This is a genomic window from Tetzosporium hominis (assembly GCF_002265435.1).
GTDB classification, from domain to species: domain Bacteria; phylum Bacillota; class Bacilli; order Bacillales_A; family Planococcaceae; genus Chryseomicrobium; species Chryseomicrobium hominis.
The window spans coordinates 119623-144307 of sequence record NZ_NOKQ01000196.1 but is presented as its reverse complement, the minus strand read 5'-3'; the positions used below and the strand labels follow the sequence as shown (position 1 = coordinate 144307).

Genomic DNA, 24685 nt, shown 5'->3' with positions numbered 1-24685 from the left:
CATCATGAAAATACGCGATTTTGCCATCTTAGTTTCTGTCATCATGATTGTGGTCATGATGGTCATCCCACTCCCGCCGCTGTTACTCGACTTTTTAATCATGATCAACCTGAGCTTGTCGATTACGATTCTACTAGTCGCTATGAACACTAAAGAACCTCTACAGTTTTCGATTTTCCCGACCCTCTTACTACTAACAACACTTTTCCGCCTTGCACTCAATGTCTCGACGACACGTTCGATTTTAGCCGAACGGACAGGTGGTCAAGTCATTGAGACGTTCGGAAACTTTGTAGTTGGTGGAAGTGCCGTAATCGGAATTTTAGTATTTTTAATTCTTGTCATCATTCAGTTCTTGGTCATCACGAAAGGGTCGGAACGAGTAGCTGAGGTAGCAGCTCGTTTCACTCTCGACTCGATGCCAGGAAAACAGATGAGTATTGATGCAGATTTAGGTGCTGGAATGATTAGTGATCAAGAAGCCCGCAGCCGCCGTGAAAAAATCAGTCAAGAAGCTGACTTCTACGGAGCGATGGACGGGGCGAGTAAGTTCGTCAAAGGAGATGCTATTGCTGGTATCGTCATCACTTTGATCAACATTATTGGAGGCTTCGTCATCGGCATGCTCGTCCACGGGATGGGGGTTGCGGATGCTGCGAACACGTATACACTTCTGTCTATCGGAGACGGTCTAGTGAGTCAAATCCCTGCGCTTCTCATTTCTACAGCAATGGGGATTATCGTGACTCGTGCTGCCTCAGATGGCAATTTAGGCTCTGACATTACGAAGCAGTTATTCGCGTATCCGAAAATGCTCTATGTCGTAGCCGGGACACTCTTTATGATTGGTGTGTTCACGCCAATCAGCAAATGGCTCATCTTACCTGTTGCATTTGGAATGGCTGCACTGGGTTATGTAATGCAGCGAAATCTGACGCGTCAAGAGCAAGCAGAGATCCTAGAGACACCGGAGCAACAAGATATCGATGCGATGAAGAGTCCAGAAAGCGTACTTGACCTTCTGCATGTCGATGCCATTGAGTTTGAGTTCGGTTACGGACTCATCCCGCTAGCTGATAAAAAACAAGGGGGCGATTTGCTCGACCGTGTCATCATGATTCGTCGCCAATGTGCGCTAGAACTTGGTCTCGTTGTCCCCGTCATCCGCATTCGAGACAATGTTCAACTGGGGCCGCAAGAGTACTGCATCAAAATCAAAGGAAATGAAGTAGCTCGAGGTCAATTGATGATTGACCATTATCTTGCCTTGAAATCAGAAGAAGACGATTTTATAACAGGTATCGAGACCATTGAACCGGCGTTTGGAATGCCAGCATTGTGGATTGATGAATTGACGAAAGAAGAAGCGGAGCTCTACGGCTATGTCATTATTGATCCGCCTTCTGTCGTGTCAACGCATCTGACAGAAGTCATCAAGCGTCACGCTCATGAATTGATTGGCCGAGAAGAGGTAAAAGGGCTCATTGATCACTTGCGCGAGACCTCTCCAGCAGTAGTGGAGGAATTGATTCCGCAGCAGCTGACTCTAGGCGAAGTGCAAAAAGTACTTGCGAAGCTGTTGAAAGAGAAAGTGTCTATTCGTAATTTAGCGACTATCTTAGAAACACTTGCTGACTACGCAGTCGCTACAAAAGATACCGATGTCCTGACAGAGTATGTGCGTCAAGCCTTGTCTCGTCAAATCACACAACAGTTCTCTCCAGCAGGTGAAGCACTTCAAGTGATTACCGTTGGCGCATCTGTTGAAAAGCGATTTGCCAATGCGATACAACGTACCGAGCAAGGCAGTTTCTTGTCTCTCGATCCAGAATCCACTCAGCAGATTTATGAAGCTTTAGTTGAACAAGTTCAGCGTGTCCAGCAACAAGGGTTACAACCGGTCCTTCTAACAACACCAGGTATCCGTGTATACATGCGCCAGTTCTTAGAACGCTTTTCTGCAGATATCGCCGTATTGTCCTATAACGAATTAGAACCCCAGCTCGAAGTGCAGAGCATTGGTGTGATTCAGTGGAGTGGAGTGAATGTCTAAAATGAAAATGAAAACCTATCGTGCAGCGACACTCGATGATGCACTAGATCAAGTGCGCACAGAGTTGGGACCCCATGCCGTCATCATTCACACAAAACAACTAACCGTGCCCGCCATTTTGCGTCTCTTTAGAAAACCGCAGATGGAAGTCGTAGCGGCGTTGTCTCCGAAGCAAGAAGAAGAGCATCAGTCGGCGCCTGAAAATGTAAGTAGTGAAGAACCTTTACCTGCCCGTGATTTGCGCTATGACAAAGTGCTCGTTGAAATGCGGGAATTGAAGCAGCTTATTTATGAAGAGACCAAAGCGCCGAATCTGCCAAAGCTACTTGGAGAGTTTGATGCGGACTTAAAACAACAAGGTGTCCATACAGAAGCACGTCACAGTTTGACATCTGCTATCCAAAAAATACAAGGGAGCAAACGAGTGACAGCGAGTGCTCTAATGACTAGTGCAGCTCATGCATTTGATCAACTTGCTATTCCCGAACCGAAGTTAAGTCGGATACTTTGCTTTGCAGGACCGACGGGTGTTGGAAAGACAACAACCGTTGCTAAATGGGCCACAGATGAAATGATGAATGGCGAAAAAAAAGTAGGGTTTATCACAACCGATACATTTCGAATCGGAGCTGTAGAACAACTGCGGACTTATGCTTCAATATTAAAAGCTCCTTTTGAGGTGGTCACGCATTTGGATGAGATGGAACTCGCACTTGAGAAGTTGAAGGATTGTGACCGCATCTTCATTGACACAGCAGGGCGTAATTATCAGCAGCAGCAATTCGTCGAGGAAGTGACTCGCATCAGTGGACACGAGGAGTGTACGGTGCAGTTGGTGCTTTCGCTGTCGACAAGTTATGCTGACAGCCAGAGGCTTCTTGAGGCATTCGAGCAAGTAGGTATTGGGAATTTGGTGGTCACCAAGTTAGACGAGACGTCTCAAGCCGGAACCTTGCTTAATTTGCTACATGACTATTCGTATCCCATTGCTTATGTGACGACGGGGCAGCATGTCCCACAAGACATCAAACTATTCGATTCGGCACTTCTGCGCCAAGTTTTCTTAGGGGAGGCGCACTGAAATGGATCAAGCGCATCATCTTCGAGCATTGATGCAAGAAACGGAAGAATCACCCGCACGATTTTCTCGAATGGTCGCAGTAGCAAGTGGAAAAGGCGGTGTCGGGAAATCTACCTTGACGTTAAACTTAGGTATTGCGCTGTCCAAGTTAGGGAAGCGAGTCGCGATTTTAGACCTTGATTTTGGGTTCGGCAATTTAGAGACGCTTCTTGGTGCGAATGCCACATACTCCATTGCAGATGTCAAAGCAGGGACCGTGTCTATTGAACAAGCGATGATCCACGGACCACATGGTCTCCGAGTGTTGGCTGGAGGCAGTGGGTTTACTGAAATGTTACAGTGGCGACCACAAGAGTTAAGCCATTTCTTCGATGCGATGGATGAGCTTGAAGCTAGCTTTGACTGGATCTTCCTAGATACAGGAGCTGGATTGACGGAAGTCCAATTGGCTTTTTTAAAAGCCGCTAAAGATACACTTATTGTGACAACACCTGAACCGACAGCTCTCACTGACGCGTACTCAATCGTAAAAATGTTGCATCATCATCAACCGCAGTTTCCTTGTAGAGTAGTAATCAATCAGATTGCTTCACTTACTGAAGGTAAACAGACGGCACATCAATTCCAAAAGGTGTGTAAGGAATTTTTACAACGGGACTTACCAGTAGTAGGATTTGTCTACAAAGACAGTGACATCTCCCAAGCAATTAAATTACAAATCCCGTATTTGTTGTATGCACCGCGGAGCCAAACATCCCGCTCGATAGAAAGACTTGCTCATCAACTGGTAGGTGAGCCTGTCCAACAAACTACTGGGATTTCAGGTTTCTTCAAGAAATGGATGACAATGAAATAAGGAGGTGCACGACATGGCTGTACAAGAGGAAACTATACAATTGATCGATTGGCAAAAATCACAAGACCCGGAACTTGGCAATCTGCTCGTAGAACGGTACATGCCTCTTGTGGACTATGTCACGCACCGAATCAGTCTTCAAGTGCCTCCAACAGTGGACCGAGATGAAATTCGAAGTCTGGCGCTACTTGGTCTACTAGATGCTTTGAAAAAGTACGAGACTTCGTTTTCAACAAAGTTTGAAACTTATGCCACTTGGCGAATCAAGGGTGCTGTCTTAGATGGGTTGCGAAAACTTGACTGGTTGCCACGTGGTCTTCGAGATCAAGTGAAAAAGATTGACCGAGCCACCATCAAACTTCAACAAGTCCATCAGCGAGAAGTAACGGATGAAGAGGTCGCCGACTACCTTGAGATGCATGTTGCTGAAGTAAAGCGAGTCGTTCGCCATTCTTCTCTCGCCGTTGTAAGTAGTATTCACCAAGAAGCGTTTCAGGAAGCCGAGATTGATGTAGAGGTCGCCATCAACCAGCCGATCAATCCCGAGAAAAAATTAGTACGCAGTGCATTGTTTTCTCAAATAGAGGAGTCTATTCATCGGTTGCCGGAAAAAGAAAAACTCGTCGTAGCTCTGGCCTATCAAGAAGAGATGCGCTTTACAGAAATCGCAGAAATTTTAGGTGTTAGTGTGTCGCGAGTTTCCCAGCTTCACTCGAAAGCGATGGCACGACTTCGGCAATCAGTTTACGACGTACTCGAATATTAGGAGAGATCAGTTATGGAACCTATATGGATGCTCGTTATTATTGCTCTTTCCGCAACTACGGCTTATTTAGTTGTGCAACTTAAGAAGATGCAGCGCTATCAAATCGAGCTGGAACAGCAGTTGGCTATCTATATAGAAGCAATGGACGAAAAAAATGCAGAATTGTTGGCAACTGTGGAAGCATTGGTTGCACCTCGTAGTGAGTCAGAAGCGCCTGTCCGAAATTTTGAAGTTCAGGATGAGTCACTTACTTTGGAGAGCGACAGAGAAGCTGCACGAGTTGATACTGGTCCTATTGTGTCAACTTCTGAGCCTACAGATGCTATCATTGAACAGATTTTTACTATGGATCAGCAAGGTCTATCAGCAGCCGAAATATCGGAACAGTTAGGGAGACCACAAAGCGAAATCAATCTGCTTATCTATATGGCTCGAAAGGAACGACTTTTATGAAAGTACAACCATTCCAAGCCACTCGTCTAGTAGCTCCAGATCCTTCCCGAACCTCACAAGTAGCCAGTACTAAATTTGGTAGTCTTCTAGCCGTCAAACAGATGAAACAATCTGAAAACCTTCTTGACAGGTTGTTCGAGGAGTTGGATAATTGTGGTAGTCAATTTGCGGAATCCAAGAAGATGGAGTCCTTCTACCGCTATAAACAAGCTGTGAAACAAGTGGTAGAAGAGCTTTCACATCAAGCCTATGCGGTAGTGGAACAAAGCAGTCACCGAACAGGGAATCAGCAACAAATCGTACGCATTGTAGATGCTAAGCTTGTGGAGATGTATCAAAAGGTTTTGACGAACGAAGCGACACATCTAGAGATGCTTGCGTTAATTGGGGAACTAAAAGGGATTTTAGTGGATAGGAGAGGGTAGGCGTGCAATCAAGAGAGAATCGCCGAGAGTTATTTCGTGTTTCGTTTACCGAAACCGTTTGGGGGAAATTGACCCTGTTAGGACAAGGTGGGGTCACGGTGCGCTTGTTAGATATTAGTTCACAAGGAGCTCTAGTGGAGAGCGACTTGGAACTCTCAACCAAATCGAGACTTTTTTTAGATTTTAAATTAAATTCCGTACCATTTTCTGTACCGGGAACTGTGATCCGAAAAGTGGTTCATCCGGAGTTTACACACTACGGGATTCAGTTTTCAGAGAACCGAGAACAGTTCAATCAGCTATTTCGCGAGCTCAATCGCTATGCGATTCGAAAAGCGAAGCCTTATTTGGAGATGGAATGAGGAAATGTGGCCCTTGCGGATGCAAGGGCTGTTTTTTATGGGGATTTTCGGTGAGGTTGGGATGGATCGCGCCAACATTTGGGTGAATTGTGCCAAACTGGACTCTAAAACATCGGGGTGGATCGCGTCAAGCCAGGATAAATCATGCCAACCCAAAAATCTTCTCTTGAACCACTTGACCTTAACGCTACGTCAACGTTTACACTCTTCTTAAGGAGGTGAGGGAAGATGCACTACACTATTAAACAATTCGCAGACCTTTCAGGTGTCAGCACACGCACTCTTAGGCACTACGACGATATAGGTCTGCTCGCACCAAGCAAGTATACAGAAGCGGGGTATCGGCTTTATGGAGAGGCAGAGGTGGACCGCTTGCAACAAATCCTGTTCTATAAAGAATTAGATGTGCCTCTTCAGGAAATTGGGAAATTAGTAGAGGGGTCGCAACAGGATGTGAACCTACTTGAAACACACTTGCTCGCTTTGCAACAAAAGCAGCGTCGTTTAAAGATAGTAATCGGAACGCTCACCAAAACCATAGAAGAAAAGAAAGGTGGAAGAAAAATGAGCCATGCGGAAAAGTTTGAAGGATTGAAGAAAACTTGGATTGCAGAGAACGAACAAACTTATGGAAAAGAAGTGCGTGAAGCTTATGGGGATGAAGTAGTCGATTCAAGTAATGACAAAATGATGGGTCTAACAGAGACGCAATTTCAAAAAATGCAGGAAACAGAAACTCAACTTATCAAAGAGTTAGTGCTAGCTATGGAAGACAACAATGTTGAGGGAGGCCATGCAAAAGAAGCGGTTGAGTTGCACAAGCAGTGGTTATCTTACAGTTGGCCTTCTTACTCAGAACAAGCACATCAAGGACTTGCTGAAATGTATGTAGCGGATCCTCGCTTTACAGCCTATTATGATAAACACCGTGACGGTGCGACGCAGTTTTTACGAGATGCTATTCATTTTCATACAAAATAAAAAAGGCCAAATCGGCCTTTTTTTAAGCAGGCAAGCTGCTAGGATAGGAAATTTTTAAGAAGTCGTCTAGATCGTCGCCAGCAAGAGAATAAAGCGACTCGTACATGCCTACTTTTTTGTCGTTGTATGTAATGACTAAGGCACACGTTACAAGCTCGATTCGTTCTTCGTATTGGTAATTCATCGTAAACGAAACCGAACTTAAATGTGGTTCTAGTTGATCCATCTCCATTAAAGGATAACTGATTTCAAACTGAAGGGGCTCTTCGTTTTTAAACGAGTATAAGTAATTCCAAAAACCTGAAATCGTTCTATTGATAATACCGTGTGTGTCCATCCATTCTCTCAACTCATGTGAATTCATAAGCCGCTCCTTCCTCATGTGGAAATGATAGATTTCCGTGACATGGGCAACGTAGTAGGACACCGAGGCCGAGCAACTGTCTTTACATGTAATTTCAGTATAATGCTTTTGTCTAACTTTGTCACTTTAGTATAAGAAAGTCTTTCGTCATCAAATCGAAATGAAACTAACATGTCAGACCTCTTGAAAATCGAGTATACTAGAGAGTGGAGCAAGACATGAACGAATGAATTCGATAAAAGGATGAGAACTATGACTACACATGAAATGGATTTTACTTTAAATGAAATCTTAGCGACCGTAACGAAATATGATTTAGATAAGATTCGGAAATTTGCTGATATTAAAGGTGTCAGCAAACTGAACAAGCCGAAATTAATTGAAGTTTTAGTGGATGAACAACAACTGCTCTTTGACGGAGCTATGCAGTTGATGGACCGTGTCCGCTTCGACGAGCTAAAACGCATGGCAAAGTCAGGATATATGGAGTATGCGCAAGCCAATAGACTGCGAATCAGTTGGTACATGAAAACTTCTCTAGCATTCCCGAGCATACATGAAGGAAAACAAGTAGTAGTGATGCCGAGTGAGTATCGTTCACGAATTCTTGAAGCTGCGCAAGATTTGGACGCTCAGCGAATCATCAAAGAAAATGATGAATTAATCTTCGTCACAAAAGGACTTCTTGAAACCTTCGGTGTTCTAAGATGGACAGAGCTTTATGAGAAGTTAGAGGCACTAGGGATGATCAGTGCACGCCTTCAAGGCTCAACCGTTACTAAGCTTATAAACGAGTTCAATGACTTTGAGGATTACTTTGAAGTAACTGATAAATGGATTTCGGATTTAATGGTAGATGAGCCCGAAGAAATGCTTGCAGGAATAGACACTCGCCCTTCTATCCATCCAGTAGAAGCTACAAAAGAGCAGCTACTGGAACTTGGAAAACGAGGAGAACTCGCAAAGACGAAAGAGTACGAACGTTTCGAAAAGTACTTAATGAAAACGTTCCGAGTTGCTAAAGAGGACGTGCAAGATCTATTGGGTCTTACAGTCATCGATATTCGAAACGAATTAACCTTCCACGAAGTCATTCAGAACCTGGTAGAATCTTTTGAGTTCTCTTCGAAGGCGGAGGCGGCAGAGTTTACAAGCTATGTCACAAAACTTGCGAACTCAACTCCGCGTTGGCTATTAAAAGGTCATGCGCCTAATGACATCTCTCGTAATGAACCTGTTGCAGCTGCGACACCGGTAACGAAAGCTGTCGGACGAAACGAGCCATGCCCTTGTGGTAGCGGGAAAAAATATAAAAAATGTTGCGGTAAATAAACTTGCCCATTGTAAATCCAGCCACTATCGGCTGGATTTTTTTGGGTCTATTGTAGCGGTGATTTAAAGACGTATATTTAGTATGATTTGAGTAATACTAAATTTTGGGAGGTCTTCATGTACAAGCGTATAGTGGTATTTATTGTTGCATTGTTTTTCGTTTTAGCTCCAGTTGCCTCGGCTGATCATTTTAAAGATGTCAGCGGTTTTTCAGATGAGATTCACTTTTTGACCGATCGACAGATTATTGCGGGTTATCCAAATGGTACATACAAGCCGAAGCAATCCGTCAGTCGGTTGCATGCCGTGCAAATGCTCATTCGAGATATCGATGATTTCACTAGTACGGTTAAAAATCCAGGACTTACAGATATTACACCAGAGTCTAAAGGATATTATGAGATTGCTCGTGCAGTGGAACTGGGTATCATCAACGGAAAAGTAGCAAAAGACGGAACACGCTATTTCGATCCGAATGGTAAATTGACACGTGGGGAACTAGCTGTCATCCTTACAGAAACATACGATTTATCAAGTACGGGAGAAGAAGCAAATTATTTCCGCGATGTCAAAGCGACTAGCGTGTTCTATTCCTATGTATCAATTCTCGTCAATGAACGGATTACCTTGGGTTACGGTGACGGAACTTTTGGCCTTATAGCTCCGGTTTCTCGAGAACATTTTGCAGCTTTCCTGGCACGAGTTCTTGATGAGACGTTCCGTCCGGCTGAAGGAGTGGACGTACTTCCGCCAGAACCAGAGCCAGAACCAGAACCAGAACCAGAACCAAAGCCTCCGGCAGTAGATTACAGCTATGTGAAAAGTGCTGCAAGTAAAGAAGTGGGCACGTGGGCATTTGAATCTTCAAATACCTCAATCACTATTCGAGAAGCTGCGACGGGTCAAGTTGTCTACTCATACGGACGCTACAATCCAGTAACTCCAGCTTCTAATCAAAAATTGATGACTGGAGCGGCTGCGCTTGAATTATTAGGTGAAAACTACCGATTCACGACATCACTTTGGACGAACAGCACGATTAAAAGTGGCACGCTCGGAGGGCACATCTATTTGAAGGGTCAAGGAGATCCTACGCTACTGAAGAGTGATTTAGAATACCTTGCTCGTCAATTAAAAGCAAAAGGTGTTACGAAAATTAATGGGAATGTAGTCGGGGACAGTTCCTGGTATGACAGTGCTCGTTATGCAGACAAAATGCAGCCTGAAGATGAGCCTTACTATTATTCGGCACAAACCATGGCATTGACGCTTGCGCCGAACAAAGACTACGATGCAGGATCCGTTATCGTAGCGGCATCGCCGACTTCTTCCGGTTCTAAACCAAAGATCACACTTGAGCCTTATACGTCTGTCATGACTATTTCCAACTCAGCTAAGACCGTGTCTAGCGGTTCTGCGAACACTCTAAAAATTACTAGAAACCTTGGGACGAATACTATTGTGATTACAGGGAATATTCCAGTCGGCGCATCCACTAAAAAAGAATGGATATCTGTAGTGAATCCTGCTGGATATGCTCTTGATGTATTTAAGAAAGCCTTACAAGCTGAAGGGATTTCATTTGGCTCTGGTTACGGACAGTTGATTAGTTCTACTGTTCCCTCATCAGCAACAAAATTGGCTGAAACAAAATCAGATACGCTGAAATCACTAATGCCTGTCTATATGAAGCTCAGCAATAACTCCATGGCGGAGCATTTTACGAAACAAATCGGAGCTGTTAAAAAAGGGACGGGGAGCTGGCCAGCAGGCATCCAAGCTGTAAAAGAATACGGCAAGAGTATTGGACTCACTATGGATCACTGGACGTTGATCGATGGTTCAGGTATGTCCTACCGAAACCGACTAACTTCCGATCAAGTCAGCCTCTTGTTGTTAAAAGTTCGTAAGGAGCCCTGGTATCCAACGTTTGAATATTCGTTACCTGTAGCAGGGAATTCTGATCGTCTCATAGGCGGAACACTTCGTTATCGATTGACTGGTTCTGCTACCAGGGGAAGAGTACTTGCTAAAACAGGAAGCTTGGATCATGTGAAATCGTTGTCTGGGTATACGTTGACTGGTGAGAATGAAGAGTTGATTTTCTCGATTTTAACAGATCAAAATCCAACAGGAATGATTCCACATATCGACAGATTGGTCACGGCTATTTCTGCAGCGAAACGATAACAACTGGAAACTTTTTGTCTCCTTGTTCGTAAAAGAGCTAGACACGTTCAAGGAGATGGGATTATGGAAGCAACTTTAGTAGAAAAACAACTGCAGTTACGTGCGAATTACGATGAGAAGGCCCGGTTAGAAAGAACGCTTTATACGGTACAGCAACAGATCACAGAACACGAGAAAAGAAAAAATGAGTTAGAAAAAGAATTTTCTAAAGAGCAATTTGAGCTTCATCAGATGGATCGGTTTTCTTTCATCAATGTGATTCGGAAATGGCGGGGAAAACATGACGAGCTTCGAGAAAAAGAATTTGAAGATGCTGCTAAAGCAGAACTGAAGCTGAATGAACATGATGCTATGCTTCGCGATTTAAGAGAAGATGCGGCAGCACTCGAACTGAAATTACAGATGGTGCACCATGCTGAAGTTGAATGGAAAACCTTTTTGAAGGAAAAAGAACAGTGGGTTAAAACTCAAAATAGTGCTATATATGGAGAGTTAGAAAGCCGACTTGAGCGCATTTCTGAATACCAGTCATTGCTCACTGAACTTGATGAAGCGATTTTTGCTGGTAGAGCCGCAGAACGTTCATTGGGACAAGCTTTAAAGAAACTAAACGACGCACATGGGATGTCCACTTGGGATACGTTCTTAGGTGGGGGAATGATTGTGACGATGATGAAACATGACGACTTAGATAAGTCGGAAAGTGCGCTGCATGAAGCCCAATTAAATCTACAACGCTTTGAAGTTGAGCTGACAGATGTGCAGCAAGGAGTCACAGAAGGACTCTTTGTAGAACGCGGATCATTTGTTACATTTGCCGATTACTTCTTTGATGATATTTTTTCGGAATGGTCCATTCATAATCGAATTAATGATTCCATCACAAAGGTCGAGGAAACTCAAAGCAAGCTTGCTCGAGTTATCGGCAATCTGCAGATGCAACGGGGACAAGTGGAGCAGGGACTTGAAAAAGCAAAATTAGATTATGAGCAGGCAGTTGAGGCCTGTTAAAAAAGGGCAGCCACAAGTGGGCTGCCTTTTTGCTTTATTTAGATGAAACGGCGAGAAACCGAATCGGTTTGTCGGTATAGTTGTACCAATAATGCTCTTGATCCGCTGAATAAAAATAAGACTGCTGTTCTGTTAAGGTGAGTTCTTCAGCTCCAAGCTTAAGCGTCAAACTGCCTTCAAGTACAAAAACAAACTCATGTCCTGTATGACGGAACGGTTGCCCGTCACTTTGAGCTGGCTGCAATGTTACCAGAATTGGGTGAAACTCTGGATTTTGTACAGAAGTCGCTAAATCTTCATAGTAAAAGGCCACATCGGCCATGCGCTTTTCCGTTCCAGCGAAGAAGACACTTGGATTCACTCCAAGGACTTCCGAAATTTTACGTAAAGACTCGAGAGTTACACTAGATTTTCCTCGCTCCACTTGAGAGAGAAAGCTGATAGATACGCCAGCACCTTCTGCTAATTCTTTTAACGTCATTTTTTGTTGTTTGCGTAATTTTTTTAAACGAGATCCAATCAAAATAAATCCCCCTTCACATCTATTGTGAGTTGCATCTCCAAATGTTGTCAACAAAAACTGTATTGACAGAATATTATCTCTTGTCTAAACTTTAAATTGAAGTATTACTTCAATTTTAGGGGATGGAAGGGGAAACTGTATGATCAATAAAACAAACCGACGAGTACTCATCGCCAGTTTAGTAGGAAGTTCTATCGAATGGTTTGATTATTTTCTTTATGGAACGATGGCTGCACTTGTCTTTAATCAATTATTCTTTGTAAGTGAAGATCCGACAGTTGGTCTTATTTTAGCGTATGCTTCCTTTGCTTTGTCGTTTTTTATACGCCCATTTGGTGGCGTCGTCTTTAGTCATATCGGAGACCGTATTGGACGTAAAAAGACACTAGTGTTGACGCTCAGTTTAATGGGAGCTGCCACTTTTGCAATGGGGATCTTACCTACATACCAAGCGATTGGCGTCGCTGCCCCAATCCTTTTAATCACATTGCGCCTGATTCAAGGTCTTGGGATTGGTGGAGAATGGGGAGGAGCTCTTCTATTAGCTACGGAATATGCGCCTGCTGAACATCGCGGCTTGTTCGGTTCTATCCCGCAGATGGGTGTCACTATTGGGATGGTGATGGGAACATTGGCACTATGGATCATGAACTTGTTGCCAGAAGCAGCATTCATGTCATGGGGCTGGCGCGTACCATTCATCTTTAGTGCTTTATTAGTTATTTTCGGTCTATGGATTCGAAAAGGAATCGATGAAACACCTGAGTTTAAAGCCGTTCAAGAAAGTGGCGAGATGCCAAAACTTCCGATAGTAGACACACTTCGTTACTACTGGCGAGAAGTATTGATCACAATTGGTGCGAAAGTCGTTGAGACAGCGCCATTCTATATCTTCAGTACGTTTGTCGTATCGTATGCAACGACGAATCTTGGTTTCTCGCGTTCAGCGACACTTGGCGCAGTCATGATTGCTACAATCGTAACGACTATCTTGATTCCAATCATGGGAAGCTTATCTGACCGTGTCGGCCGTAAGAAAATGTACATAGCCGGAACTGTTGCGATGATGGCATTTGCCTTCCCGTATTTCTGGATGATTCACCAAGGAAGCGTAGCTTTATTGGTCATTGCGACAGTAATTGGGCTTGGAATCATTTGGGCTCCTATTACAGCAGTGCTTGGTACAATGTTCTCTGAAATTTTCGATGCGAAAGTGCGTTATACGGGTGTTACTCTCGGGTACCAAGTCGGGGCAGCAGTGGCTGGAGGAACGGCGCCATTAGTAGCAACAGCTCTATTAGCGACATTTGAAAATTCCTACGTACCAGTCGCTCTATATATCATGTTCACAGCGGCTATTTCATTAGTTGCGATTTGGGCAGTCAAAGGCCGTATTCAACAACCGGCTGAAAACTAATAAAGGAAGTGACGTATGCGTATCATTCAAGATAGTACCATTCAAAAATTTTACACCATGAAAGATGCCTTGCGTGACGTTGAGCAGATGTTACTTCGCATCAACAAAGGACAATCGGTGAATCCGCACCGAACTGTCATCGATGTGAAGAAAAAGAGCGGGTCTGTGCTGTATATGCCTAGTTCAAATGGAGACGAGATGGCGGCAGTGAAAATTGTCTCCATCTTTCCAGAAAACCCGGGAAGTGGATTGCCTACTACTCAAGGCGCCATCTTACTTACTGAACTTCGCTCCGGTCGACATGTAGGATTGGTAGCAGGATCCTATCTGACACGCCTTCGAACGGGTGCCTTGAGTGCTCTTTCCGCAAAGCACTTAGCTCGACCTGATAGCCGTGTCTTAACGGTCATAGGAACTGGCGCTATGGCATTTGAACAAGTTGTGGGCCTTGTTGAAGTATTGCCGATCGATGAGATCATTCTCGTAAACCGGACTCCGGAGAAAGCTGTAGCATTTGCAGAGCGATTAATGCAATTTGGAGTCCGAGCAAAGATTGTCGTTGAGACAGATGTCCGAAAAGCGGTAGAACAAGCAGACGTTGTGTGTTGTGCGACTCGTTCTACAGAGGATGTTTTTGAAGCAGATATGGTAAAACCGGGAACTCACATTATTGGTGTCGGTAGTTATTTACCTGAAATGCGAGAAATTCCTGTAGAGTTGATTCCTCAAGTGGATGCACTTTATGTAGATGATTTAGACGGTGTCCGAGTTGAAGCTGGAGAATTGATAGCTGCTCAAGAAGCAGGAACTTGGTCTTTCGAACAAGTGACTGGGACATTGGATCAACTAGTCGTTGAAGGATTTGAGCGAGACCCAGATGCTATAACGGTATTTAAATGCGTTGGAGCTGCTCATTTTGACTTGGCAGTGGCTAAAGGTGTTTACGAAAAAGCGGTTGTTGAAGACATTGGTGAAGAAGTTGCGTTTTAGATAGGAGAGGAGGCCGGAATCTAAATTTGATTCGGCCTCTATTTTGTTTTATTAGACCTCTAATTGGAATGATTCGCCCTCAATTTTTGGTCATTCGACTTTCGAAACAAACTCCACTCATACTCCAAAAGTTTTTCAATCTCCCTGGAATACCAATCATCCATCAAACTTCCAAAATCTCAGGAACTAGCTCTCCGATTCCAGTCCGCATTTTACACAACCTAGCCTAAGAAAACCATTCCGATTTCACTTTCCCCTGTCTTCTTCCGTATTTTTGCCAACCTTTATTTCTTCTTTACAAATCCTCGGTATACTGAAGTCAAATCGCGATTTTACTTGCAAGGCCATTATAGTTTGCCAGGGGAGGCAGCGGGAGAATGAAACGCAGTACATGGATAAAAAAATGGATGAAACGCAGTGTTTTGACACTAGCGGCAGCAACACTAGTATTTCCAGGAGTTCAATCAGGAGAGCAAGTTTCTGCTCAGACGACCGATCTTTTAATTTCGGAATACATCGAAGGGTCAGGAAATAACAAAGCCCTTGAACTTTATAATGGAACAGGCCAATCAATCAACTTATCAGGGTATCAACTTGCCTATCATCAAAATGGTTCGACTGCAGTTTCTGCAACACTGAATTTATCAGGAACGGTAGCAGCTGGGGATGTCTTTGTTGTTTACAATCCTTCATCAGTGACAGGAATCTCCACTAAAGGAGATTTTGCATCTACAACGATTCAACATAACGGAGACGACACAATTGTTCTGAAAAAGAATGGAACGGTCATCGATTCGTTTGGACAAGTCGGAGTGGATCCAGGGACTGCGTGGTCAGCGAATGGAGTCTCTAAAGCAGACAAAACATTGGTACGTAAATCTTCTATTACTACTGGAGATACGACAACAACGAATGCATTCGACCCATCCTCACAATGGGTTGCTTATTCTGTCGATACATTCACTTATCTGGGAGCTCACCAGCAAGACGGCGGTACAACGACACCACCACCTACAGGAGATCCAGGTACTACTGACGATGCAAATGGGTACTATACAGGAGTTTCGGGGTTGACAGGTAACGCTTTGAAAACGCGCTTGAATGATATTATCGACAACCATACAAAGCTTTCGTATGATGCGGTTTGGGAAGCACTGAAATATACAGATGAAGACCCAAACAACACGTCGAACGTCTTATTGTTCTATAGTGGTGTCTCTCGTTCAAAATCATTGAATGGGGGCAACCTCGGGGACTGGAACCGTGAACACGTTTGGGCAAAATCACACGGAGATTTTGGTACGACGACTGGTGCAGGAACAGATCTTCATCATCTGCGTGCAACCGATGTCCAAGTGAACGGTGCACGTGGCAATCTTGACTTCGACTGGGGAGGAACGAGCGTTATCAACTGTTCAGATTGTCAAAAAGATGGAGATTCCTTTGAACCGTCTGACCGTGTAAAAGGCGACGTTGCACGTATTCTCTTTTATATGGCAACGCGTTATGAAACTGGCGATCAGCTCGACCTGGAGTTGAATGAATTGGTGAATAACGGAACAGCTCCTTACCACGGAAAGCGTTCTGTGTTGCTTGAGTGGCACGCAATGGATCCGGTAGATGCAGCAGAAGAACGCCGCAACCAGCGAATCTTTGAAAAACAAGGAAACCGCAATCCATTTATCGATAACCCGCAGTGGGCAACTATGATTTTCGGGAACTAAACCAAAAGGAGTCTATCCATCGATAGGCTCCTTTTCTGTTACTTGACTATACAAAATGGGCTATCTTCATTATGCTTGCTATAGAACTCAAAGCCGAAAGGAAGATACCTATATGCAACAATGGCAGACACCAGAAAGCTTGCAGGCTCTGCTTGAAGAGCTCGTCAGCTGGGACAGCCGCAGCACGACTGCCGGAGAAATCGAATTCGCCCATCAAGTTTCAGAAAAGCTAAAGAAACTGGACTATTTTCAAAAACATCCGGAGCAACTAGTTTTAGGAGATTCAGGAGAAGGGCGACACTTTGTAGCTGCGCTTACTGTTCATCCAAAAGCAACAAAGACCATCGTACTAATCAGCCACTTTGATACGGTTGGAATCGAAGAATATGGAGAACTGGCTCCACTTGCGTATCAACCTGAGCAATTAGGAGAAGCACTACATCATCATTTAGAATCTTTATCGGAAGATGCAAAGCAAGATCTTCAGTCAGGTGACTATCTGTGGGGCCGAGGCACGATGGATATGAAAGCAGGTCTCGCAATCCATATGGCAACGGTTGAAAAAGCACTTCTAGAAGAGTGGCCAATCAACTTGGTGCTGTTGACTGTACCCGATGAAGAAGTAAACTCTGCTGGTATGCGTGCGGCAGTAACACATCTTGCAAAATGGCAAGAAGAGAAGAACCTTGATTATGGTTTGTTCCTTAACGGCGAACCGGTCTTTTCGATGAATCCAACAGACACAGCTTACAAAGTCTATTCCGGATCTATTGGTAAAATCATGCCGTCTGCGTTGTTTTTCGGCAAAGAGACACATGTTGGGGAACCGATGAGTGGGATGACCTCCAGTCTCCTCGCAGCGATGATGACACGTCGCATGGAAATGAATCCGATGTTTAAAGAGACAGTTTATGGTGAGAACACACCGCTACCGGTCACACTTCATTTGAAGGATTTACGAGAAGCATATTCGACCCAGACGCCATTCCTAACTTCTGCGCTATACAATGTATTCACCATGAATCAAAGTGCAGCGGATGTGATGGACCAGTTCGAAAAGGTTGCAATTACAGCAGCAGACGAAATCAATGAGTGGATTGCTATGGTAAGTGAGAGAGAAGCGGTCACTCCCATAGGTAACGTTCGAGTCATGCGGTATTCGGGATTACTGGACTATGCAACGGAAAAGTTAGGTGAAGAGGTCGTTCAAGAAATCAAAACTCATTGCATTTCTGTAAAAGACCATGATGATCGTGAAATATCTATTCAAATTGCAAAAGCTTTGTTAACTCGCTGTCCAGAACTTGCGCCAGCGATTGTTCTGATGTTTACACCACCTTACTATCCAGCCGTGAATTCGACAGAAGAAGAGCTAGTAAAAGCTTGTATCGCTAGTGTGCAAGAAGTGGCGAAAGAGGAGTTTGATTTGAAGGTAGATCAAGTCCATTACTTCAATGGTATTTCGGATCTTAGCTATGTCAATTACACGGGGGACGCAATTGGATGGAACGCTTATGAAGCGAACACACCTGTTTGGAATGAGACGTACTCGATTCCATTCAAGGATATGGAACGCCTCCAAGCACCTGTGTTAAATGTAGGCCCATTCGGGAAAGATGCACACAAACGAACGGAACGCCTCCACATTCGCAGTGCATTTGTTGAGACGCCTCGACTTGTCGAGCAAGTGATTCGTACCGTGATGGAGTCAGAGTTCGCCTCGCATTCCTCCCATTGACCGAGTTTAATCCTTGCTCTTTCCCCAATACTTTTTAGGGAAAGTGAAAGAGGAAATGGAATGTGGAATAATGAATTACAAGTGGTCCAGGTCCGTATAGCACGACCAACGGATCAACTAGATAAAGTAAAAGAGTTTTACATGGAAGGTCTTGGACTTGAAGTGGTAGGACATTTTGAAAATCATCAAGGGTATGATGGTCTGATGATTGGATTGCCCGTCAAAGACTATCATTTAGAGTTCACCCAATTTGTAGAGGGAAGTCCGTGTCCGGAACCGACTCATGACAATCTTTTGGTGTTCTTTATACCAGACGAGAAACAAATAGAGGTTGTTGTAACTCGTCTTACAGGGACGGGGTATCCAGTGGTGGAGCCGGAGAACCCTTACTGGGCTGAACGAGGTAAGATGATTGAAGATCCTGACGGTTGGCGAATCGTCCTGATGAATACAAACGGTATTTAATAGTGAGAGGTTACGGCATGACATCATGGTATGCAGATGGGCAGCAAGGGCCACGCTTGGTGATGAAAGTATTGGCCAAGCGAAATAAAGAGAATAAGTTGCGTCACATTATTCTGGAGAAGGTGCCTAAAGCATTTTTGATCTCGTATGAACCCACTCATTTTAATGGCGGTTTTTTCTTGAAACGATAAAAAGGCTGCGCTTAGTGCGCGGCCTTTTTAAATTGCTTAGTTCTTACGTCGGAATTTTCTAAAAACAATTGTGGACTCCTTGATAATTCGGTATCATTTTATGTAGAGGTTTGTGCAAGCGTTTGCGCAAATTGATATTGAAAGCGATTACAATATGAGGGGATGGATGAGAGTGAAAGGATCTAAAAAGCTATCGTGGCTTTCGGTCATCGCACTATTTTTTAGCATCTGGGTGCCATTCGTGCAACCAGTCAGCGCAGAAACACAAACGGAAGTCACAAACACACAACAAACTGACCGGGAGGTGCGCTTCACTTATATTCGTGAAGACGGTCAGTTCGGAGACTGGAACATTTGGGCTTGGAATACCGGTGTGAAAGACGATCAAATTGATTTCACAACTAAGGATGGTACCAAAGCGGTCGTGGACATCGCAGTAAGTGAGACAACGACCCAGTTTGGTTTTGTACTCCGTAGCACCTATGACTGGGATACAGCAAAAAAAGAATTTGGTGACCGGTTCATTCCAGTAAATAAAAATGACCGAATCACAAAAGCGTTTGTCACAAGCGATGTGGAACAAATTAGAATTGTGCCAGATGGTTCTGCTCCTGTGATCAATCAAGGAGAAGCGACTTTTTACTATCGTGACAAGACATTGTTCGAGCAAGATGCTATGGATTCCATTGAACGCGTGCAACTAAAGTTTGCGGGTGAGACGTACGATATGGCCTACGAAGTAGAAAACGAACGCTTTGTAGCAAATGTACCGTCGATTCCAAACGGGGTTACAACGTATACCTATTTAGTAACAACTGATGGAGTCACTACAGAAGTGACAGATCCTTACAACACAGTGAACGGAGTCTCTGCAATTGACTTCAGACAAGCGGACCTGCAAGTATCAGGAACGGTTTTGCCAAAAGTGGTTGATTCCAACGAAAATGCAGTTCTGACGGTTTCTGTAGAAGGGCAAACTGAAGGCGTAACAGTTTCTTCTATAGTAATAGACGATTCACAACTTGGTGGAACTGGATCGTTACAAGTTGACCCGAGCGTTTCAAAAATTGCTCTCGCAGTGAAAGATGATGTTTCATCAGGTGTCAAAGAACTTCCGATCACCGTGAAAGATTCTTATGGAAATAGCTATCAAGGAACGGCTCAAGTAGAAGTGACGGAGCGCATTTCAACAGGCTCTGGCGACTTCGATTGGGATGAATCCGTAATTTATTTCATGCTGACGGATCGTTTCTTCGATGGCGATTCTACTAACAACGACCCTTACGGACTCAACTACGACACAACAAAACGTGGTACCTATCAAGGTGGAGATTTAAAAGGGATCACTGAAAAATTAGATTATCTAGAGGACCTCGGCGTGAATACGGTTTGGATCAGTCCAATTGTAGATAACGTGAAATACGACGTGCGATTTGGAGAAGAAGGACAACCTTACTTTGGCTATCACGGCTACTGGGCAAGTGATTTCTCCAAGCTTAATCCTCATTTTGGCACGATAGAAGAACTGCATGAACTGATTGATAAGCTTCATGCACGTGACATGAAATTGATGGTGGATGTAGTAGTGAACCATGCAGGATATGGATTGAAAGACGTTGATGGAGAACGCGTGAATCCACCAGCTGGTTATCCGACGGACGAAGAACGGGCTCCATTTAGCGACTTGCTTCGTCAAGGCATGAATGTCGGAACAGACGAAGTAGTAGGTGAACTAGCAGGACTTCCTGACTTTAAGACAGAAGACCCTAAAGTACGTCAGCAGATCATTGACTGGCAGACCCAGTGGATTGACCTTGCGACAACACCAAATGGCAATACAATCGATTATTTCCGAGTCGACACGGTCAAGCATGTAGAAGATGCTACATGGACAGCTTTCAAAGCAGCACTAGCTGAAAAGAAAGCGGATTTCAAATTGATTGGAGAAGCGTGGGGAGCAAGCAGTACCAACACGCTTGGATACCTAGATACAGGAATGATGGACTCATTACTCGACTTTGAATTCAAATCGACCGCTCGAAGCCTAGTAGATGGCAACATCAAGGCGGCGAATGATGCAATTCAATCGCGCCATGACAAGCTCTCGAATACGGCAACGCTTGGCCAGTTCCTTGGTAGCCATGACGAAGACGGGTTCTTACACACACTTGGTGGCGACAAAGGTAAATTGAAAGTCGCAGCCTCCCTACAAGCAACAGTCAAAGGGCAACCGGTCATCTATTACGGGGAAGAGCTAGGACAGACTGGTGCGAACAATTACCCGTACTATGACAACCGGTACGATATCGCTTGGGATCAAGTCGAAGGAAACGACGTCTTGAGTCATTATCAAAAGGTACTGAATTTCCGTCAAGACCACTCCAAAGCGTTTGCAAAAGGCGAGCGGAAAACACTTGGTGGCCGGGACGCGGACAAGTTCCTAGTTTACGGACACAGCACAAAAGAAGATACAGTGTATGTTGGTTTGAACGTAGCAACTGAAGAGACGGTAGTCACTGTAACAACAGACACGCCAAATACAACTCTTACAGATCACTATTCAGGTGAGAGTTATATGACGGATTCGAATGGTAAAGCAGTAGTTGCTCTTCCTGCTATGAAAGACGGCGGAACAGTGTTGTTGACACTAGAATCAGGGACTATTACAGCGGTCACAAAAGGCGGCACGCCTACAGTGGAGCCGGTTCCAGATAACCACATTCGCATCCACTACAACCGCACAGATGCCACCTACGACAACTTCGGTGCTTGGTTGTGGAACGATGTGAAAAATCCGTCTGCTAATTGGCCGGTGGGTGCTACGATGTTCACGAATCAAGATGCATACGGTGCTTATATTGACGTGGAACTAAAAGAAGGAGCTAAAAACATTGGGTTCCTCGTGATGGATGTCACTAAAGGTGATGCAGGAAAAGAAGGTGGCGACAAAGGCTTTACCATCACCTCTTCTGAACAAAATGAAATTTGGATCAAACAAGGCGACGATACGGTGTATACGTACGAGCCGGTTGATTTACCAGATAACACGGTACGTATCCATTACACACGTGACCAAGGGGATTACGACAACTTTGGCGTGTGGAACTGGGGAGACGTGGCGAACCCGTCCGCTAATTGGCCGACGGATGCAGCAAACTTCACTGGAACCGACCAGTACGGAGCCTATGTGGATGTTTCTTTAAAAGAGGGCGCGAAACAACTCGGTTTCCTGATTGTCAATGAAGTCTCGCAAGAAAAAGACGGAGGAGATAAGTCCTTCAATCTGCTCGATAAATACAACCGCCTGTGGATCAAACAAGGTGACGACACAGTGTACATTAGTCCTTATGGCGATGTAGCAACTGGTCTAGTCACTGGAGAAGTCGTTTCCGAAACGAAAATTCGTCTCGGATTCACCATGACGGACGGGCTTGAAGCAGAGAAACTGAAATCGGAACTAGCAATCGTCGATGCAGATGGTCAACCTGTTGCTGTTGAAACGGTCACGATTGTAGATGCGAAGACGGTTGAAGTCACAGCAGATTTCGACTTAGAGAAACTCCCCTTATCGATTACCTATGCGGGTAGAACCGTTTCAGCGAAAGCGGGATGGCGTTTAATTGATGCGCTTTATGCTTACGAAGGAGACGATTTAGGAGCGACGTATAAAAACAAAGGTGTGACATTGAAATTCTGGGCACCAACAGCTTCTAAAGTAGTAGCGAACTTCTACGACAAGAAAGATGCAGCCAATCAGATTGGTTCAGTGCCGCTCACACTGGGTGAAGACGGTGTCTGGTCTATTGAAGTAGCAGCTAAAACACTTGGACTTAGAGATCTTCGCGGTTACTACTATCAGTACGACGTGACGCATGATGGGGTAACGAAGCAAGTATTAGATCCTTACGCGAAGTCTTTAGCTGCCTTCACAGTTAATACGGAAGGTCAGCCTGGAGCAGACGGTGACACAGTCGGAAAAGCAGCAATCGTCGACTTGTCTGGAACGGATCCTAAAGGATTTGACCATGCAGACATCGAAGGTTATGAAAAACGCGAAGATGCCATCATTTACGAGGCACACGTTCGAGATTTCACTTCAGATCCTTCGATTTCTAAGGACTTAAAGTCTCGCTGGGGCTCTTATACAGCTTTCATCGATAAGCTAGATTACATCAAATCCCTCGGAGTGACTCATGTGCAGTTGCTACCTGTAATGGCGTGGTATTACGGAGATGAGACGCAGATGGGTGAGCGCGAGCTTGAGTATTCAGCTGGCGGCAACGAATACAACTGGGGCTACGATCCACATGGCTACTTCTCGCCAGATGGTGCCTATTCTGAAGACCCGATGGACCCGGAACTCCGAGTAAAAGAATTGAAGCAATTGATTGATGCGATCCATGACCGTGAGATGGGTGTCGTGTTAGATGTCGTCTACACGCACATGGCGAAAACTTCACAGCTCAATGACGCGCAGCCGGATTATTATTTTTACCAAGATGCAAATGGCAATTTCTTAGGTGGCTTTGGAAACAACTTGGCGACCAACCATGCGATGGCTGAAAAGCTGATGGTCGACTCGGTGAAGTACTGGTTTGACGAGTACAAGATTGATGGCATGCGTTTCGATATGATGGGAGATGCAACGTATCCATCTATTCAAAATGCGTACGACGCAGCAGCGGAAATCAATCCAAATGCTCTATTCATTGGAGAAGGCTGGCGGACATTTGCAGGGCATGTTGCAGACCCGTCGCTTGCAGGTATGGGAGCAGACCAAGACTGGATGGATAAGACGGATGACGTCGGAGTGTTCTCTGATGAGATTCGCAACGAGTTGAAATCTGGATTTGGCTCAGAAGGAGAACCACGCTTCTTGACAGGTGGTGCTCGTTCGATTGATACGATTTTCAACAACATTAAAGGACAACCATCTAACACGGCACAAGACGATCCAGGTGACATGGTCCAGTACATCGAAGCACATGACAACATGACGCTCTATGATGTCATTGCCCAATCTATCAAGAAAGACCCGTCGATTCCTGAAAATAATTTGGAAATCCATAAACGGATTCGACTAGGAAATACGATGATTCTGACTTCCCAGGGAACGGCGTTCTTACATGCCGGTCAAGAATACGGACGAACGAAACAATGGTTCGGAGAAGGGGTTCCGGAACAGAAATATCATGAACTCGAAGATGCAGAAGGCAAGCCGTTCGGCTACTTCATCCATGATTCTTACGATTCCTCGGACGCTATCAACATGTTCGATTGGGAAAAAGCTACGAACAAAAAGAAATACGACATCAACACGACAACTCGTGAGTTTACTGAAGGATTGATCAAACTGCGCCGCTCTACAGATGCATTCCGACTGGGAGAGCAAGCACTTGTGAACGAAAATGTACAACTACTTGATATCCCCGAAGTGCAAGGTACGGATCTGGTACTCGCTTACGAAAGTAAGTCGACAGACGGCACGGGAACGTATTATGTATTCGTCAATGCGGATTCAAAAGCACGAACCTTGTCACTTGGAGACTTGGACTTAACGAAAGGCGACGTGTTAGTGGATAGTGACGAAGCTGGAGTGAAAAAGGTGAAGAAAGCGTCTGGCTTCACTCTCGGGATGTCTTCATTGAAACTGGATCCATTGACGGCAGTTGTGGTGAAAGTGGAGGAGAAGAAAGGCAAAGGGAAGGCAAAAGGGAAAAACTGATTTGTGCAGGGCCAGCATCCGCTGGTCCTGTTTTTTGC

The 24685-nt window shown here is 44.6% G+C and carries 20 protein-coding genes; 18 read left to right on the top strand and 2 right to left on the bottom strand.

The window, feature by feature from the left end:
* Window positions 1-4 precede the first annotated feature (4 nt).
* The 8 genes from flhA to CF394_RS06375 all read left to right on the top strand — a co-directional run bounded on the left by flhA (window position 5) and on the right by CF394_RS06375 (window position 6977).
* On the top strand, window positions 5-2053 hold the full coding sequence (gene flhA, locus CF394_RS06410) for a flagellar biosynthesis protein FlhA (protein ID WP_094942402.1): 2049 nt from the start codon (window positions 5-7) through the stop codon (window positions 2051-2053).
* Complete coding sequence (gene flhF / locus CF394_RS06405) at window positions 2046-3134, top strand: flagellar biosynthesis GTPase FlhF (protein ID WP_094942401.1); 1089 nt, start codon at window positions 2046-2048, stop codon at window positions 3132-3134. Before flhA ends, flhF begins: the two co-directional genes overlap by 8 nt.
* A 1-nt stretch (window position 3135) precedes the next feature.
* Window positions 3136-3990 carry a MinD/ParA family protein gene (locus CF394_RS06400; RefSeq protein ID WP_094942400.1) on the top strand — a complete coding sequence of 285 codons (855 nt, stop codon included), beginning with the start codon at window positions 3136-3138 and terminating at the stop codon, window positions 3988-3990.
* Window positions 3991-4003: 13 nt separating this feature from the next.
* Window positions 4004-4756: a FliA/WhiG family RNA polymerase sigma factor gene (locus CF394_RS06395; RefSeq protein WP_094942399.1), complete on the top strand. Its 753-nt coding sequence runs from the start codon at window positions 4004-4006 to the stop codon at window positions 4754-4756.
* A 12-nt stretch (window positions 4757-4768) separates the two neighbouring features.
* Window positions 4769-5209, top strand: a complete 441-nt coding sequence (locus tag CF394_RS06390) for a hypothetical protein (protein ID WP_094942398.1) — start codon at window positions 4769-4771, stop codon at window positions 5207-5209.
* A complete protein-coding gene (locus CF394_RS06385) occupies window positions 5206-5634 on the top strand; it encodes a YaaR family protein (RefSeq protein ID WP_094942397.1) in 429 nt (142 codons plus the stop codon). Before CF394_RS06390 ends, CF394_RS06385 begins: the two co-directional genes overlap by 4 nt.
* A 2-nt stretch (window positions 5635-5636) precedes the next feature.
* Window positions 5637-5996 carry a PilZ domain-containing protein gene (locus CF394_RS06380; RefSeq protein ID WP_094942396.1) on the top strand — a complete coding sequence of 120 codons (360 nt, stop codon included), beginning with the start codon at window positions 5637-5639 and terminating at the stop codon, window positions 5994-5996.
* Window positions 5997-6224: 228 nt separating this feature from the next.
* The gene (locus CF394_RS06375; RefSeq protein WP_094942395.1) at window positions 6225-6977 is read left to right on the top strand and encodes a MerR family transcriptional regulator; all 753 of its coding nucleotides are present in this window, start codon (window positions 6225-6227) and stop codon (window positions 6975-6977) included.
* A gap of 22 nt (window positions 6978-6999) precedes the next feature.
* Here the strand turns inward: CF394_RS06375 and CF394_RS06370 are convergent, their stop codons facing one another.
* On the bottom strand, window positions 7000-7341 hold the full coding sequence (locus tag CF394_RS06370) for a hypothetical protein (protein ID WP_094942394.1): 342 nt from the start codon (window positions 7339-7341) through the stop codon (window positions 7000-7002).
* Between the two features lie 252 nt (window positions 7342-7593).
* On the opposite strand from CF394_RS06370, the gene CF394_RS06365 reads away from it, so the two are divergent.
* The 3 genes from CF394_RS06365 to CF394_RS06355 all read left to right on the top strand — a co-directional run bounded on the left by CF394_RS06365 (window position 7594) and on the right by CF394_RS06355 (window position 11874).
* Window positions 7594-8673 carry a YecA family protein gene (locus CF394_RS06365; RefSeq protein ID WP_165767475.1) on the top strand — a complete coding sequence of 360 codons (1080 nt, stop codon included), beginning with the start codon at window positions 7594-7596 and terminating at the stop codon, window positions 8671-8673.
* Between the two features lie 117 nt (window positions 8674-8790).
* Entirely contained in the window at window positions 8791-10863 is a 2073-nt protein-coding gene (dacB, locus tag CF394_RS06360; protein ID WP_094942392.1) for a D-alanyl-D-alanine carboxypeptidase/D-alanyl-D-alanine endopeptidase, read from the top strand.
* Window positions 10864-10926: 63 nt separating this feature from the next.
* Window positions 10927-11874: a hypothetical protein gene (locus tag CF394_RS06355; protein ID WP_094942391.1), complete on the top strand. Its 948-nt coding sequence runs from the start codon at window positions 10927-10929 to the stop codon at window positions 11872-11874.
* A 34-nt stretch (window positions 11875-11908) separates the two neighbouring features.
* Here the strand turns inward: CF394_RS06355 and CF394_RS06350 are convergent, their stop codons facing one another.
* Entirely contained in the window at window positions 11909-12400 is a 492-nt protein-coding gene (locus CF394_RS06350; protein WP_094942558.1) for a helix-turn-helix domain-containing protein, read from the bottom strand.
* 136 nt (window positions 12401-12536) lie between these two features.
* Between CF394_RS06350 and CF394_RS06345 the strand changes: the two genes are divergently transcribed.
* The 7 genes from CF394_RS06345 (at window position 12537) to CF394_RS06315 (ending at window position 24647) form a co-directional block, all read left to right on the top strand.
* The gene (locus tag CF394_RS06345; RefSeq protein WP_094942390.1) at window positions 12537-13814 is read left to right on the top strand and encodes an MFS transporter; all 1278 of its coding nucleotides are present in this window, start codon (window positions 12537-12539) and stop codon (window positions 13812-13814) included.
* A 15-nt stretch (window positions 13815-13829) separates the two neighbouring features.
* Window positions 13830-14804, top strand: a complete 975-nt coding sequence (locus CF394_RS06340; protein WP_094942389.1) for an ornithine cyclodeaminase family protein — start codon at window positions 13830-13832, stop codon at window positions 14802-14804.
* Window positions 14805-15181: 377 nt separating this feature from the next.
* On the top strand, window positions 15182-16528 hold the full coding sequence (locus CF394_RS06335) for an endonuclease (RefSeq protein WP_243370698.1): 1347 nt from the start codon (window positions 15182-15184) through the stop codon (window positions 16526-16528).
* 112 nt (window positions 16529-16640) lie between these two features.
* Entirely contained in the window at window positions 16641-18266 is a 1626-nt protein-coding gene (locus tag CF394_RS06330) for a M20/M25/M40 family metallo-hydrolase (RefSeq protein ID WP_094942388.1), read from the top strand.
* Between the two features lie 60 nt (window positions 18267-18326).
* The gene (locus tag CF394_RS06325; RefSeq protein WP_094942387.1) at window positions 18327-18731 is read left to right on the top strand and encodes a VOC family protein; all 405 of its coding nucleotides are present in this window, start codon (window positions 18327-18329) and stop codon (window positions 18729-18731) included.
* 17 nt (window positions 18732-18748) lie between these two features.
* Entirely contained in the window at window positions 18749-18922 is a 174-nt protein-coding gene (locus CF394_RS06320; RefSeq protein WP_094942386.1) for a DUF2179 domain-containing protein, read from the top strand.
* Window positions 18923-19088: 166 nt separating this feature from the next.
* Window positions 19089-24647, top strand: a complete 5559-nt coding sequence (locus tag CF394_RS06315; RefSeq protein ID WP_094942385.1) for a pullulanase — start codon at window positions 19089-19091, stop codon at window positions 24645-24647.
* Window positions 24648-24685 lie beyond the last annotated feature (38 nt).